14 protein-coding genes are annotated in these 15,049 nt (G+C 33.4%); 12 read left to right on the top strand and 2 right to left on the bottom strand.

Annotated features, from left to right (window positions below; all coding sequences use genetic code 11):
• Positions 1 to 2 precede the first annotated feature (2 nt).
• Both AAYQ19_RS04215 and AAYQ19_RS04220 read right to left on the bottom strand, forming a co-directional pair.
• Positions 3 to 851 (bottom strand): hypothetical protein, encoded by an 849-nt coding sequence (locus tag AAYQ19_RS04215; RefSeq protein WP_343534180.1) that lies wholly within the window; start codon positions 849 to 851, stop codon positions 3 to 5.
• Between the two features lie 270 nt (positions 852 to 1,121).
• The gene (locus AAYQ19_RS04220) at positions 1,122 to 1,871 is read right to left on the bottom strand and encodes an RDD family protein (RefSeq protein ID WP_343534182.1); all 750 of its coding nucleotides are present in this window, start codon (positions 1,869 to 1,871) and stop codon (positions 1,122 to 1,124) included.
• A 20-nt stretch (positions 1,872 to 1,891) separates the two neighbouring features.
• On the opposite strand from AAYQ19_RS04220, the gene AAYQ19_RS04225 reads away from it, so the two are divergent.
• From AAYQ19_RS04225 to AAYQ19_RS04280, 12 genes are all read left to right on the top strand, one after another.
• Complete coding sequence (locus AAYQ19_RS04225) at positions 1,892 to 2,863, top strand: stage II sporulation protein M (protein ID WP_343534184.1); 972 nt, start codon at positions 1,892 to 1,894, stop codon at positions 2,861 to 2,863.
• A 22-nt stretch (positions 2,864 to 2,885) separates the two neighbouring features.
• Complete coding sequence (locus tag AAYQ19_RS04230) at positions 2,886 to 3,659, top strand: DUF4129 domain-containing protein (protein WP_343534186.1); 774 nt, start codon at positions 2,886 to 2,888, stop codon at positions 3,657 to 3,659.
• Positions 3,652 to 4,857 carry a DUF4350 family protein gene (locus AAYQ19_RS04235; protein WP_343534188.1) on the top strand — a complete coding sequence of 402 codons (1,206 nt, stop codon included), beginning with the start codon at positions 3,652 to 3,654 and terminating at the stop codon, positions 4,855 to 4,857. Before AAYQ19_RS04230 ends, AAYQ19_RS04235 begins: the two co-directional genes overlap by 8 nt.
• Before the next feature lie 41 nt (positions 4,858 to 4,898).
• Entirely contained in the window at positions 4,899 to 5,912 is a 1,014-nt protein-coding gene (locus AAYQ19_RS04240; protein ID WP_343534190.1) for an AAA family ATPase, read from the top strand.
• Between the two features lie 115 nt (positions 5,913 to 6,027).
• Entirely contained in the window at positions 6,028 to 7,359 is a 1,332-nt protein-coding gene (locus AAYQ19_RS04245) for a DUF58 domain-containing protein (RefSeq protein ID WP_343534192.1), read from the top strand.
• A 114-nt stretch (positions 7,360 to 7,473) separates the two neighbouring features.
• A complete protein-coding gene (locus AAYQ19_RS04250) occupies positions 7,474 to 8,559 on the top strand; it encodes a phosphoglyceromutase (protein WP_343534194.1) in 1,086 nt (361 codons plus the stop codon).
• A gap of 121 nt (positions 8,560 to 8,680) precedes the next feature.
• Positions 8,681 to 9,181, top strand: a complete 501-nt coding sequence (locus AAYQ19_RS04255) for a hypothetical protein (RefSeq protein ID WP_343534196.1) — start codon at positions 8,681 to 8,683, stop codon at positions 9,179 to 9,181.
• A gap of 124 nt (positions 9,182 to 9,305) precedes the next feature.
• Positions 9,306 to 10,094, top strand: a complete 789-nt coding sequence (locus AAYQ19_RS04260; RefSeq protein ID WP_343534198.1) for a TrmH family RNA methyltransferase — start codon at positions 9,306 to 9,308, stop codon at positions 10,092 to 10,094.
• 139 nt (positions 10,095 to 10,233) lie between these two features.
• Positions 10,234 to 12,453: a RelA/SpoT family protein gene (locus AAYQ19_RS04265; protein ID WP_343534200.1), complete on the top strand. Its 2,220-nt coding sequence runs from the start codon at positions 10,234 to 10,236 to the stop codon at positions 12,451 to 12,453.
• 32 nt (positions 12,454 to 12,485) lie between these two features.
• Complete coding sequence (locus AAYQ19_RS04270) at positions 12,486 to 13,028, top strand: hypothetical protein (RefSeq protein WP_343534202.1); 543 nt, start codon at positions 12,486 to 12,488, stop codon at positions 13,026 to 13,028.
• 181 nt (positions 13,029 to 13,209) lie between these two features.
• Entirely contained in the window at positions 13,210 to 13,674 is a 465-nt protein-coding gene (locus AAYQ19_RS04275) for a Fur family transcriptional regulator (protein ID WP_026729002.1), read from the top strand.
• Between the two features lie 97 nt (positions 13,675 to 13,771).
• Complete coding sequence (locus AAYQ19_RS04280; protein WP_343534207.1) at positions 13,772 to 15,043, top strand: adenylosuccinate synthase; 1,272 nt, start codon at positions 13,772 to 13,774, stop codon at positions 15,041 to 15,043.
• Positions 15,044 to 15,049: the final 6 nt, after the last annotated feature.

Below are 15,049 nucleotides of genomic sequence, written 5' to 3' on the forward strand. Positions count from 1 at the left end.
CGCTACTTTTTTGCATAAATAGGACTTCTTTTCAACAAATAGCTAATTGATTCCATCCAGCTGTCTTTTACGGCCAAAAATGGTTTGCGGGTTTGCGAATAAATTTTCGAGCCATTTTTATACATATCAAAATAAACCGTGTAATAGTAATACTGCTGATTATTTGCTGTTGTAGTCGAATAATCGTTTGTGGTTACTTTTTTATTATTGTCACTTATTTTTGCATTTCCACTATTATAAGTAGATGCCGTTGTTCCAGTGCCAATTGTAAAGGAAACTTTTGCCGCTACAATATTGTCAACACCAAGTATTTTCTGCAAATCCTCAATTGATGTTTCATCGACATTATTGTGGTCAATTCCAGCTTTATGCAACAAACTGTTGGTAACTCTTAAATCTTGAACGGTCAAAGGTGAAATGTTGGCAGATTTGTCAAGCAATTTATTATACAAATCGTTTTGGGCAAACTTAGCCATATCTTCAGATCCTTGCTGATTGTCTGCATTGACATAAGGGACCGGCAAAACAGCAATTGTATTTGGCTTAATTTCGCCAGCAACAATGCTTTGCCCTGAATTATCTGAAACTGAATTTGAAGGTGTAACATCAAAAGTTTGAGAGCGTCCGCTAGCAAAATCGATTCGCGCAATCTGTGCGACATCTAAAACAATAACCACAGTTTCGCCTGGCAAAGAATATTCAACGGTTTTATCCGATATTTTAGCAACAGTACATTCAATAATCTGATAATCTCTTTTTATGATTTTATCTAATTTTTTTCCGCCTTGAGCGAAAACAGCAACACATAGAAACAACATTAAAATCGTGGCAAAAACATTTTTAATTCTCATCTTGATTAAATTTAAATCCCAATTTTTCAGGCAGTTATATAATTCGTTTTCGATTTCAAAGCAAAATCATTATTTCGCTTCAAAACAAAGTTAACAAATCATATTTCGAAACTGGAATTAAATGATAAAAATTGTTCGAAAAATAATACAAATTTTAAGGAGCTGTTTCCTGCTGTCCGCTGTATCTTTTACCTGCTAAAGAAGCAGGAAAAAGGATGCCGCTTCCATCAGGGCTAGGGCACTCATTTTCAAAAGAAATCTTTCAAAAAATTACATGTTTTGGGTATAGAAGTTGTAGTCTTTCAAAACCACACGAATAAAATCACTGTTATTTCCCGACTGATTTTTAATTCCGGTCACGCTTTCAATTTTTGCCACTAATTTCGAAATAATCTCATAATCATTTTTAGCAACCGCTTTCTTAAAGGTTTCTTTGATGATTCGCATATCATTATCTGACAATTTAATCACCAATGGGTAAGTTGGCACATATGCCGTTCCGATATCCTCCAAAATCGTGTGACTAATATCGATTTTATTTTTTAGCGTAATTACAGCTGTGCCCGCCGCCATATCGCCAAAACGTTGCGTTTTTTTACTTGATATTGCAGTAATCAAGGCCACCAATCCGTAAAATGGCGGAATAAAAAAGTCAATAGTTCCAAAAAACCAGCGAATTAAATAATCGCCAAATCCAGCTTGATAGCCATCAATTTTAACGACTTTTATTTTCACCAATATTTTTCCGATTGATTGTCCCTCAAAAAAACTTTCTAAAAAAAGAGAATAAAATATAAGCGGAATCGAAAACAATAAAACTATCGCTCTTTCTGACCAACTGTCTAAATTATCGATGATAAGACCCAGTTTTAACCAATTAAAAAAGACAAACCATACTACAAGAATGTAGGCAATTTTAACCGAAGCATCAATAAAATAAGCACCTAACCGTTCCCCTACCGAAGCCGATATAAAATTTATTTTAACATTTTGTGTTGTATTAATAGATAATTCTGACATATTTTATATTTTAGCCTGCAATGAGAGAAGTCGCCTTCATAAAACAAAATAAAGAAAAATGGCTGGAATTTGAGCTAGCTATTTTTGGTAAAGCTAAAAAAAATCCTGACGAATTAGCTAATTTATACATTCAAATGATGAATGATTTGTCGTATGCACAAACGTATTATCCTAAAAGTAAAACAGTTATTTACTTAAACCACCTTGCATCGCAGATTTATCAAAAAATTTACAAAACCAAGAGAACCGAGAAAAACAGAGTTGTCGAGTTTTTTGTAACCGAAGTTCCATTGCTGGTGTATCAATACAGACGTTACTTGATCTATGCTTTTATTTTATTTTTTGTGACGGTTGCTATGGGAGTAATCTCTGCAAAATATGACCAAGATTTTGTTCGTCTTATTCTAGGCGATGAGTATGTCAATGAAACTTTAGAAAATATTAAAAAAGGAAATCCAATGGCCGTTTATGGCTCTGGAAGCAATTGGGGAAGTTTTATTTCCATCACCGTAAACAATCTTTTTGTGGGTGCAAAATGCTACTTTTTTGGGATTTTTGCAGGAATCGGGACATTTTACATTTGCATGTACAATTCAATTATGTTGGGTTCATTTCAGTATTTCTTTTATGAGCAAGGTGTTTTCTGGAAAAGCGTCAGAGGAATCTGGATTCACGGCGCCATGGAGATTTTTGGAATTGTAATCGAAACTGCAGCCGGATTTATTTTAGGTGCTTCTATCTTATTTCCAAAGACTTTCTCAAGACTGAATTCGTTTAAAATTGGTTTCAAAAATAGCTTTAAAATTTATTTAAGCACTTTCCCTTTTACAATTGGGGCAGGATTTTTAGAAGGTTTCATTACAAGATATTCTATTGATATGCCAAATTGGCTAAGTAGTTTTATTATATTATTTACCTTAGGAATAATTTCATTTTATTATTTGGTTTATCCTTTTATCGTCCATAAAAAAACACAACAATTATCAGCCTAAATTGACTTAATCGGAAACCATAATGAATAAAATTTTCTTCATTTTACTTTTTGTTTTTAGCTGCAATTTTTCAAATGCACAAGATTCTCTTGTGACTGAAGAACCGCCAAAAATGGCTTCGATTAAATATACTGAGAAAGATATTCAAATCGATTCGTCAACAGTTGAACCTAAAACTTTTGATAAAAAATTCAAAGAAAGTTATAAAGGCGATGACTTTGTTTATGAAGTAAAACCTCCAGAAAAAACATTCTGGGATGATTTCCTAGAATGGCTTGCACGCCTGTTCAGCAAAATATTTACTTTCAGTGATCATAAATCTTCAGTAGATTTTGTGGCAATTCTTTTCAAAACATTAGCTGCAATAATTGTTATCATTGTTATTATACTGATTGTAAAAGCCTTAATTAACAAGGAAGGACAATGGATTTTTGGCAAAAATTCACAAAAAAAGACTATTTATTATTCTGATGTCGAAAAGAACATTCATCTTTTAGATTTCGAAAAATTGATCTCAGAACATATTCAATCTGGCGAAAAAAGAATTGCAATCAGATATTATTATTTGTGGCTATTAAAAGTGATGGCACAAAATAATTACATTGAATGGGATATCGAAAAAACCAATTCAGACTATTTATATGAGATTCAAAGCCCTGTTCATAAAGAAGAATTCACGTATTTATCTTATTTGTACAACTATATTTGGTATGGCGAATTTGATATCAATGAACCTATTTTCTTGAAAGCTGAAAACCGTTTCAAAAAAGCTATAAAAACCTTTAACCATGGATAAGTCTATAAAAATTTACCTCGGAGTTCTGGTTTTTATTTTTGGCATCATTTTGTTCACAAGCAAAAAACAGCCAAAACCAATCGACTGGCGCCCTACTTTTTCTGTACATGACAAAATCCCGTACGGGCTTTATGTTTTTAATCAAGAAATCAATAAAATTTTAAAAACCCAGAAAGTTGAACGAATTTCAAGCGTAACACCATACGAATATTTAGATTCTAAATACAATCCAGATACTTTAGTTGAAGATTACAGAATAAAAGGCACATTTTTAAATATTTCCGGCAATAGTGATATTGATGAGCAATCTGTAAAAGAGCTTTTTTATTTTGTTTCCCGCGGGAATAGTGCGTTTTTAAGCATGCATTCTTTTCCTCAAATTTTGCTAGACAGCTTAAACCTAGATGTTCAAAATGATTTAAAACCAGTTCATAACACCACAATCTGGATGGCAAATCCAAAAGCGAGCAAAAAGAAATACATCTTTAAGCAAGCTATTGAGGATTATTTTTCAAAAATTGACACGGCAAAAACTACTGTTTTAGGATATCAAAGCACGGCAAAAAATGAAAAGCATGTCAATTTTATTAAAGTCAAATATATCAACGGCTATTTTTATTTGCATACACAACCTGCTGCTTTTACTAATTTTCATTTGCTAAAAGATAATCATTATCAATACGCTGAAAATTTATTATCTCAGATCCCAAAAGGAGATGTTTTTTGGTACACCAAAGGACAAAACAATGAGTCGATTTCAGATTCGCCGTTGCGTTATATTTTCAGTCAACCAGCATTAAAATGGGCTTATTTGTTGGGAATATTTGGAATGTTGATTTTTATTATTTTCAATGTCAAACGAAAACAGCGTATTGTTCCAATAATAAAACCATTGGCAAACTTGACCGTAGATTTTACCAAAACAATCGGAAATTTGTATTATCAAGAAGGCGACCATACTAATATCATCGACAAAAAAATCATTTTTTTCCTTGAGAAAATACGAAACGAATATTTGATTGACACTGCGAAACTTGATGATGATTTTATCAAAAAACTGCATCACAAAACAGGAAAAAATATTGCCGATATTCAAGAGCTTGTCTTTTTGATCAATGAACATAGAAAGAGTTATCACGGAAGTCTTGAAGAAGATCTGATCCGAATTAATAATGCAATCGAAAAAGTTATACATTAGTATTTTTAACCGAAATTCACCACAAGAAAACATACCAAAACATGGACGAAAATAGCATCACAGAAAACGAAATCACAAACGAAAATGTGAATTTTGAAACCAGAATAAACTTAACACCTCTTTTAGAACATGTAAATGCCATCAAAAAAGAAATAGAAACTGTAATTGTGGGTCAGCATAAAATGGTCGACCAACTTTTGGTTGCTATTTTATCAAATGGCCATGTTTTGTTGGAGGGTGTTCCTGGAGTTGCCAAAACTATTACAGCAAAATTGCTGGCAAAAACAGTGAATATTGATTTTAGCCGAATTCAGTTTACACCAGATTTGATGCCATCAGATATTTTGGGAACTTCAATTTTTAATTTAAAAAGTTCAGAATTTGAATTTAAAAAAGGACCTATTTTCTCTAATTTAATTTTAATTGACGAGATCAACCGTGCGCCAGCTAAAACACAAGCAGCTCTTTTTGAAGTTATGGAAGAACGCCAAATTACAATTGACGGAACAGCGTATCAATTAGATGCGCCATTTTTGGTAATTGCAACTCAAAACCCGATTGAGCAAGAAGGAACATATCGTTTGCCTGAAGCACAATTAGACCGTTTTTTATTCAAAATAGCGGTTGATTATCCAAAATTAAATGAAGAAATCCTGATTATTCAGCGTGAGCATTTATTGGAAAATCATGGCAAATTAGAAGCCATAAAAGCAGTACTTTCTGCAGTGGAAATAAAAGCATATCAAGCCTTAATAAAACAAATAAGAGTTGAGCAGAATTTATTGGAATACATTGCAAGAATTGTAGTAAACACGCGTGAAAATGCCTTTTTATATTTAGGTGCTTCTCCTCGTGCTTCGATCGCAATTTTAAATGCGGCTAAAGGTTTTGCTGCCATCCGCGGACGCGATTTTGTTACTCCAGAAGATATCAAAGAAGCTGCTATTCCGGTTTTGCAACACCGTGTAATCGTAGCTCCAGAAAGAGAAATGGAAGGAATTACAAGTTCTGAAATCATCAAACAAATTATCGAGACTGTAGAAATCCCTAGATAATTGTTAATTGTAAATGGTGAATTTTAGATGGCTTCGACTTCGCTCAACCTGACAACCTGAAACTTGAAACCTGGAACTTGAAACCTTGAAACATAAAAAACTTGAAACAAAATAAATGAAGTTTATAAAAAGCCTATATCTCAACAACTTCTTTTTCTACGTGCTCATGGGCATAATAGGATTGTTTGTTTGTGCTTTTATTTTTCCGAATATCTATAATGCGGTTTGGTTTTGCGTTTTGGTTTTACTTACTTTTTTGGCTCTTGATATTTTGCTTTTGTACTTGACCCGAACAGGATTTGAAGCTGATCGTATTACTCCCGAAAAATTGTCAAACGGAGATTTGAATCCGATAAATTTGATTCTGAAAAATCATTACACGTTTCCGGTTTCGGTAAAAATAATTGATGAGATTCCGTTTCAATTTCAGGTTCGTGATTTTAAAATCATCAAAACTGTAAAAGCTTCACAGCAAAAAGAAATCGGTTATGATCTTCGACCGACAGAACGTGGTGAATATTTTTTTGGTTATTTAAACGTTTACGTTTCTTCGCCTTTACGATTAATTTCGAGAAGATTTACCTTTAATAAGGACCAAATGGTTCCCACTTATCCTTCGTATATTCAATTAAGAAAATACGATTTGTTGGCTTTTTCGAACAATTTATTTCAATACGGAATCAAGAAAATTCGCCGAATTGGCCACACCATGGAATTTGAGCAAATCAAAGAATATGTTCAAGGCGACGATTTGAGAACACTGAATTGGAAAGCGACAGCAAAGAAAAACGCTTTGATGGTCAACCAATTTCAAGATGAAAAATCGCAATCGGTTTATATGGTAATTGATAAAGGCCGTGTAATGCAAATGCCTTTTGATGGCTTGAGTTTATTAGATTATGCTATAAATTCGACTTTAGTTTTATCTAATGTGATTCTGAAAAAACAGGATAAAGCCGGACTTTTCTCTTTTTCTAAAAAGGTCGAAAACCGAGTTTTTGCAGAAAAAAGAGGTTCGCAAATGCAAAAGATCCTTGAGTCATTATACAATATCAAAACTGACTTTTTTGAAAGCGATTACAGCCGATTGTACGTAGACATCAAGAAAAACATCAATCAGCGAAGTTTGATTATTTTATACACCAATTTCGAAACAATGGACGGTTTGAACCGACAATTGCCTTATTTAAAAGGAATTGCAAAAAATCATTTGTTAGTTGTAGTCTTTTTCCAAAACACAGAATTAAATTCGATCATCAACAAAAAAACCGATACGATTCAAGAAGTTTACGATAAAATTATCGCCGAAAAATTCATGTTTGAAAAACGATTAATTGTCAATGAATTAAAGAAATACGGAATTCATTCGGTTTTAACGCAGCCTGAGAATCTTACTTTAGATGCAATCAATAAATATTTAGAAATTAAGGCGAGAGGGATTTTGTAATTCTCAAGTTTTGTTATCTTATTGTTATTTTATAAAAAGAACCATATCGGATCAATTTTATAAATTAGCTTTGGAATAAACATGAAATCTGAACAAATTTCAAACTTATCAAAAATGAAAAAAGCAATCTTACTTCTAATCCTTTTATCGAGCTTTATATCTCAAGCCCAAAAAACAGAAAATATCATTATCATCACAACAGACGGTTTTAGATGGCAAGAAGTTTTTAAAGGTGTAGATCAAGCAATTGCCAATGATAAAAAATTCAACCAAGGCGACAGCGCGTACATTTATAAAAAATATGCTAACGCTGATTTAAAAATTTCGCGTAAAAATCTGATGCCTTTTTTCTGGTCTGAAATTGCTTCGAAAGGACAAATTTATGGCAATCGCGATCTTGGGAACAAAGTCGATGTAGCAAATCCGTATTGGTTTAGTTATCCTGGTTATAGCGAAATTATGACCGGAAATGTAGATATAGCAGTAAATTCAAATGGTTATAAAGCGAATCCGAATGTGAACGTTTTGGAGTTTTTGAACAAACAAGCAAAACTTAAAGGTAAAGTCGCAGCGTTTGGCGCATGGGATGCTTTTGACCGAATTTTAAATGAAGAAAGAAGCGGATTTCCAGTAATTTCGGCATTTGACAAAGTGGGTGGAAACAAACCAACTGCAGCTCAAAAATTATTAAACGAGATGCGTGATAACTCATACAAACCATTTCATGAAGATGAATGTCTGGATGTTTTCACACATTATCAAGCCATGGACGAGCTTAAAACAAAAAAGCCAAAAGTACTTTATATCGCTTACGGAGAAACCGACGAATGGGCGCACCACGCACAATATCGCTCGTATCTTGATGCCGCAAATCAAGTTGACAAATGGATTCAAGAAATCTGGAACTTCGTTCAAAATGATCCACAATACAAAAATAAAACGACACTATTCATAACGGTTGATCACGGCCGCGGAGACAAAATAAAAAAACAATGGACAGATCATGGCTCTGATGTTGAAGGCGCATCGCAAATTTGGTTCGCTGTAATGGGACCAGAAATTGCTCCAAAAGGCGAAATCAAAACTGATTTGCAATTGTATCAAAAACAATTTGCACAAACTTTAGCAAAAATTCTAGGCTATAATTTCACGACAGATCATCCTGTTAATGAAGAGATAAAAGAAGTTTTTGAGAAATAATTTAGGATTTATTTTCCGCCACGAATTCCCGAATTTTATATTGATAATAAAATTAGATAATTCGTGAATTCGTGGCAAGATTTTTTACTTAAACTTAATATAAAAAAGGTCAACACTAAAAATGAGTAAAAATTGGGAAGAAATTAAATGGATTTTTGACGTTGACGGATCGCTTAGGGATATTTACATCAAAAATACAACACTTGAAGATTGGAAAATTTTGATTCATTTTCTCAACTCTAACCATATCATAAAATATGATACTTTGGGAGAAAACAAAATTATAAATTCGATTGATTTAGAATATTCAATTCAATATTTGCTTGACGAAACTGCTCAACTTGAAACAAAAATAGCATCAATTATTATCGATGATATTATAATAAATCAACATTTTTTCTCGATTGAAGAAATTGAGTTTGACATTGATCCAAAAGAAATCAATTCTTTTAAAGACTATGAAAAAATTGTGAATTTCATGGAGCAAATCAGTCAACTCCTAAGAAAACCAGTAATTTTAACTGGCGAAAATCAAAGAGAATTTCCCCTTATTGAAGCAGATTTTCCCCAAAAAAAATTAAAAACATTGACCAAAGTGGAAGCAATGAAATTATGGAAGTGAATATATTGTCTAGAATGACTTTGCAAGAAAGGAAAACCTTTACTGTTTCTAACTACTGTGCGTTGCCACTTTAAAAAAAAACTCAGTACCTTAGCGCCTTAGAAACTTAGCATCTCAAAAGAAAATGAAACAAATCACTTCAGTTCAAAATCCGTTTATCAAATCTTTGGTTTTACTTCAGGAAAAATCCAAAGCCAGAAAACAAACTGGAACGTTTTTGATTGAAGGTTTACGCGAAATTTCATTAGCCATAAAAGGCGGTTACGAAATTGAAACGGTTTTATTTTTACCCGAATTGGTTTCTGAATCAGAAATCAATAAACTAATTTCTAATCCATTTCAGATCATCGAAATCAATAAGGAAGTTTATCAAAAACTAGCTTATCGCGATACAACTGAAGGCATTTTGGCAGTAGCCAAAACCAAATCCTTGAAATTATCCGATTTAAAATTATCTGAAAATCCATTAATTCTGGTTGTTGAATCTTTAGAAAAACCAGGAAATATAGGCGCTGTTTTACGCACAGCTGATGCCGCTAAATTAGACGCGGTTTTAATTGCCAATCCGAAAAGCGATTTATACAACCCGAATATTGTGCGTTCTAGCGTTGGCTGTTTATTCACAAACCAAATTGCGACTGGAACAACTACAGAAATTATTGCTTTTTTAAAGGAAAAGAAAATCAATTTCTATAGCGCCACTTTACAAAATTCAACTTCTTATCATACTCAAAATTTCACCACTCCAACGGCTTTAGTTGTTGGAACCGAAGCAACAGGTCTAACGCAAGAATGGCGTGACAACGCAACACAAAACATCATTATCCCAATGCAAGGCGAAATCGACAGCATGAACGTTTCTGTCGCTGCTGCTATTTTGATTTTTGAAGCGAAACGTCAGAGAGGGTTCTGATTTTAGATTGCAGATTTATTACAACGATTCATATTTTAATTTGGCTAAACCAAATTAAAATCTACAATCTAAAATCTAAAATTTATTCCCTTGCGTATATTCAAACTAATGCGTATTTTTAGTACTTGAATATGCCGTTATGATAGAAATAGATATTGAGAAAGAAAACAAAGCGATTGCGCAAGAATACAAAGAATTACTTCGAATAAGTTATCAGACTTTAACCCCTGCCGATAAAAAATTAATTCGGAAAGCATTTGATGTCGCTGTCGATGCTCATAAAGAACAAAGACGCAAATCTGGCGAAGCGTATATCTTTCATCCTATTGCAGTTGCAAAAATTGTTGCCTCAGAAATTGGTCTGGGAGCGACTTCTATTGCTGCGGCCTTATTGCACGATGTTGTCGAAGATACCCCAATGACAGTTGAAGAAATTGAACGATTATTTAATCCGAAAGTGGCGCAGCTGGTTGAAGGTTTAACTAAAATTTCATTAGTTCAAAAAGACTTGAATGCTTCAATGCAAGCCGAGAATTTTAGAAAAATGATCCTTACATTGAATGATGATGTACGCGTGATTTTGATAAAATTGGCCGATCGTCTTCATAATATGCAAACGATGGATTCGATGGCGGAATACAAGCAAACCAAAATCGCATCAGAAACACTTTATATCTATGCTCCTCTAGCCCACCGTTTGGGACTTTATAATATTAAAACCAAACTCGAAGATTTAGGGTTAAAATATACTGAACCTGCAATTTACAACGACATTGTAAGCAAAATCAGAGAAACAAAAGAGGAACAAGACGCTTATATCAAAGACATTTCGGATGTTTTGAAAAAATCGCTTGATGCTGAAAATATCGATTACATTATAAAAGGCCGTCCAAAATCTATTTATTCGATTCGCCGAAAAATGCGCGCTCAAAATGTGAGTTTTGATGAAGTATATGACAAATTCGCGCTTAGGATTGTTTACAAATCAGATTCTCATGATGAAAAATTCATTGCTTGGAAAATCTATTCCATTGTAACCGATCACTACAGACCAAGCCCGAGCCGTTTGCGTGACTGGATTTCATCTCCAAAATCAACGGGATATGAGGCGCTTCACATCACCGTTATGGGACCAAAAGGACGCTGGGTTGAAGTTCAGGTTCGAAGCGAGCGTATGGATGAAATTGCCGAAAAAGGTTATGCAGCGCACTACAAATATAAAAATGGAGCAACCGAAGAAAGCGGACTTGACACTTGGCTGAATTTGCTTCGTGAAGCTTTGGAAAATCCAGAAACGAATGCTGTCGATTTTGTAGAAGATTTCAAAATGAATTTGTATTCAAAAGAAATCTTTGTCTTTACTCCAAAAGGAGAAATTAAATCGTTGCCAAAAGGCGCCACTTCATTGGATTTTGCCTTCAGCATTCACTCTGAAATTGGAATCAAAACAAGAGGAACGCGTGTAAACGGACGATTAGTACCGTTAAATCACGAATTAAAAAGTGGTGATCAAGTTGAAGTAATTACATCGGCAAGTCAAAAACCAACCGTGAACTGGTTGGAATATGTGACGACTTCTCGTGCCAAAAATAAAATCAAAAACGTTCTTAACGAGAATACCAAAAAAATTGGCGAGGAAGGAAAAGAACTTCTTACCAGAAAATTAAAACATTTAAAAGTTACACTTAACGAACAAGTTACAAACGAGCTGGTTAACTTCTTTAAACTAAAAACAAGTTTAGATTTATTTTATAGAGTTGGAATTGGCGCGATCGAAAATCAGCAATTAAAGGATTATGCGGCGCAAAAAAGCAATTCGTTTATCAATTTCTTTAAAAATAAAATCAAAAGAAATAAAGACACCGCCGACGAGGATATTCACAAACCAATCATCAGCAGTAATTATGACATGTTGGTTTTTGGAACGGAGCATGACAAACTGGATTATAAGCTTTCGCAATGTTGTAACCCGATTCCAGGTGACGATGTTTTTGGTTTTGTGACGATTAATGAAGGAATAAAAGTGCACAAAAAAGACTGTCCAAACGCCATTGGAATGCAATCTAATTACGCATACCGAATCATGAGCGCCAAATGGATTGACTCTTCGCAAGAAGAATTCAAAGCGATTATCAATATTACAGGAATGGATGTTCTAGGGCTTACAAACCAATTAACAAAGGTGATTTCGAACAACATGAGTGTTAATATTCAAAGTATTTCATTGAGTACTGATGCAGGAATTTTTCACGGACAGGTTGCGGTAATTGTTAAAAACAATACGATTTTGAAAAAAATGATCAATGCCATCAAAAAAATCGACGGCGTTGATAAAGTAACCAGAGAATACAGGACATAAAACAATCAAATGATAAACCAATTTGCCTAATTATGAAAAATGATAATTTGAAAATACCTCAATTACAATTTGATGAAAATGGAGAACTTATAATTACAGCTTCCGAGTCTTCTTCTAAAAATGATTTTGATTTTTTTAAAGGCAAATCTAATATTATAAATAAAAAACTAAAAAAGCGATTATCTGATTGTCATGAATGGCTTGAATTTCCTTCCACTCAAGAAATGTATACCATCCTAAACGGAATCGGAAATATTGATAACTTTCTTGCCACTTTTGATGGCGAACCTTTCGAAGGAATGACGGTTCGATTGTTTAATCCGTTGACCAAATTATGGAGCATTTACTGGTCTGATTCAAATACTGGTGTTTTAGACAAACCTGTGGTGGGTTCATTTGAAAATAAAGTCGGTCATTTTTTTTCTAAAGACAAATATGAAGATAAAGATGTTGTCCAGGTTTTTAGATGGGATGCAAGAGATGAAAAAAATCCGATTTGGAGCCAAGCCATGAGCGCCGACCAAGGAAAAACGTGGGAATGGAATTGGTATATGTTTATGACAAAAGCCTCTTAATGGTTTGTTAGTTTTATCTCAAATCGAAATAAATATGTTAATATGTTTAATTAAGTCCGAAAAGAATCAACACTATAATCGCATAAAACAAGCATTCTGACCGAACTTTATCTAAATTTGAAAGTTAAACTTTGAAGCTTAAACTTTTATTCATTAAAATAAAAAATTATCTTTGCAGGATATGACACTTATTTCAACTGACAACACTAAAAATCAAGAAATTGTAAAAAATGTTTTTACAATGTATCTTGAGCAAAAAGGGCATCGCAAAACTCCTGAGCGTTATGCTATACTTCAGGAAATTTACGATAGCGAGGAACATTTTGATATTGAAAATCTATATATCAAAATGAAAAACAAGAACTATCGTGTAAGTAGAGCTACTTTATACAACACGATCGAGTTATTGTTGGACTGCGCTTTGGTTAGAAAACATCAATTTGGACAAAATCAAGCTTACTACGAAAAATCATATTTTGATAAACAGCACGATCATATCATTATGACAGATTCTGGTGAGGTAATCGAATTTTGTGATCCAAGAATTCAAACCATCAAAAAGACTATCGAAGAAATTTTTGATATTGAAATTACAAATCACTCGCTTTATTTCTATGGAAATAAAAAGCAAAACTCAAATTCATAGTCTTTTAAAACATTAGACTTTCAAAAAAAGAAAAAAGAAAAATTAACTACATAATCAGTAGGACAACGTAGATTGTCCCAACGCAAATTAAAACAGAATGACCGTAGATTTATTACTAGGATTACAATGGGGAGATGAAGGTAAAGGAAAAATTGTTGACGTACTTACCTCAAATTATGATATTATTGCACGTTTCCAAGGAGGACCAAACGCAGGACATACATTAGAATTTGACGGAATTAAACACGTACTTAGAACTATTCCTTCTGGAATTTTTCATAAAAATTCAGTAAACATCATCGGAAATGGAGTTGTAATTGATCCTGTAGTTTTTCAAAAAGAAATCGAAGGTTTAGAGAAATTCAAACTTGACATCAAAAGCAAATTAATCATTTCTAGAAAAGCGCATTTAATCTTACCAACACACCGTTTGCTTGACGCAGCTTCTGAAGCTTCAAAAGGAAAAGCAAAAATTGGTTCTACTCTTAAAGGGATTGGACCAACTTACATGGACAAAACCGGAAGAAATGGTTTACGTGTTGGAGATATTGAATTAGAAGACTTCAAAGATCGTTACAGAGCTTTAGCAGACAAACACGAAGCTATGATTGCTTTTTATGATGTTAATATTCAATATAATTTAGCTGAATTAGAAAAAGAATTCTTTGAAGCTATTGAAGAACTTAAAAAATTAGATTTTATTGACAGTGAAGAATACATGCACCAAGCTCAAAAAGCTGGTAAATCTATTCTTTGTGAAGGTGCTCAAGGATCTTTATTAGATGTTGATTTCGGAACTTATCCTTTCGTTACTTCATCAAACACTACTGCTGCTGGAGCTTGTACTGGTTTAGGAATTGCGCCTAACAAAATCAAAGAAGTTTACGGAATTTTCAAAGCGTATGTTACACGTGTAGGTAGCGGGCCTTTCCCAACTGAACTTTTTGACGAAGTTGGTGCTACAATGGCAAAAGTTGGTAATGAATTTGGTTCTGTAACAGGAAGACAAAGACGTTGTGGATGGTTAGATTTAGTAGCTTTAAAATATGCTGTTCAAGTTAATGGAGTTACGCAATTAATGATGATGAAAGGTGATGTACTTTCTGGTTTTGAAACTCTTAAAGTTTGTACGGAATACAACTACAAAGGGCAAAACATTTCTCATTTCCCATACAATATCGAGCCAGAAAACGTTACTCCTGTTTACAAAGAATTCAAAGGATGGAAAGCTGACTTGACTGGATTGACAACTTATGATGAATTGCCAATTGAGCTAAAAGAATATATTGAGTTTATTGAGAAAGAAATCGAAGTGCCAATCAAAATTGTATCGGTTGGACCAGATAGAAAGCAAACAATAACAAAATAATACACT

The sequence above is a fragment of the Flavobacterium mesophilum genome, from assembly GCF_039581405.1.
In the GTDB taxonomy this organism is placed as follows: Bacteria; Bacteroidota; Bacteroidia; order Flavobacteriales; family Flavobacteriaceae; genus Flavobacterium.